The organism is Arthrobacter sp. GCM10027362, from assembly GCF_042679445.1.
Classification (GTDB): domain Bacteria; phylum Actinomycetota; class Actinomycetes; order Actinomycetales; family Micrococcaceae; genus Crystallibacter.
This window is the reverse complement of record NZ_JBHTML010000383.1, coordinates 1-1,163: the sequence shown is the minus strand read 5'-3', so window position 1 is coordinate 1,163 and position 1,163 is coordinate 1. Positions and strand designations below refer to the sequence as shown.

Here is a 1,163-nt window from a genome sequence, read left to right as displayed (position 1 = left end):
CGGTCCGGGGCCGGCGGCACCTGGTCCGGTGTGCCCGCCGCGGGCCGGTCCGGGACGCGGCGGCCGTCGTCCGGCGGAGATCCGGGCGCGGGTATCGCGGTATCTTGGCTGGTCATTGTTCCCCCTACAAACTTCAAAGGACATCGGACGTGCGAGTAAAAGCCCATGTCCGAGCTTGGTTATACGATTCAAACCTAGGCGACGGCGGCAGTCTGGCCGGGCCGTTTCCCGCCGGCTATGGACAATCGCGCCGAATTGTTATAAAAGGCAGGACCCACCCGCCGGGGGCAGCAGCGGACGGAAACCGCCGCTCAGGGCGCCAGGTCCGGCTCCGGCAGGCCGAAGACCTCCTTGAGCACCAGCCGCGCCGCATGGTAGCCGGACATCCCGTGCACCCCGGGCCCGGGCGGGGTGGCCGCCGAGCAGAGGTAGAACCCCTTCAGCGGCGTCCGCCACGGCTGGGGGCTGAGCACCGGCCGGGCCAGCACCTGGCGCAGGCTGACGGCGCCGGTGCCGAAGTCTCCGCCCACATAGTTGGGGTTGTACCGGGCCAAGCCGGCGGCGGACATGGCGCGCGAGGCGACGACGAGGTCGGCGAAGCCGGGGGCCGCCTGCTCCAGCTGGGCGCTGATCGTCCGGGTCAGGTCCCGGGTAGAGCCGGCCGGCACGTGGCTGTAGGTCCACAGCACGTGCCGGCCGGCGGGGGTGCGCCCCGGATCGAAGCTGCTGGGCTGGGCCACCAGGGTGAACGGCCAGGCCGCGTGCCGGCCGCGGACCACCTCGCGCTCCGCCACCCGGACCTGTTCCCGGCTCCCGCCCAGGTGCACCGTGGCCGCCCGGGCCAGGTCCGGATTGGCCCACGGCACCGGCCCGGAGAGGATGAAGTCCACCTTCGCCGCGCCGGGGCCGTAGCGGTAGCGGCCCAGGGTGTTCACGTACCGGGCGGGCAGGCGCTCGGCGGCCAGCCGGAGCAGCTGCTGCGGGGTGGTGTCCAGCAGCACCGCCCGGGCGGCAGGCAGGTCCCGGAGGCTGTCCACCCGGATGCCGGTGGCGATGCTGCCGCCGTGGGCCTGCAGGTCCGCCAGCAGGGCCGCGACGATGGCGCCGGAGCCGCCGGCCGGGATCGGATAGCCCCCTGCATGCGCCAGCGCGCCGAGCATCAG

Annotated in this window: 1 protein-coding gene; it reads right to left on the bottom strand. The window is 73.6% G+C overall.

Annotated features, from left to right (window positions below; all coding sequences use genetic code 11):
• Window positions 1-311: 311 nt before the first annotated feature.
• The coding region (locus ACFQ36_RS22830) for a phytoene desaturase family protein (protein WP_377017872.1) at window positions 312-1,163 on the bottom strand (852 nt) is incomplete at its 5' end.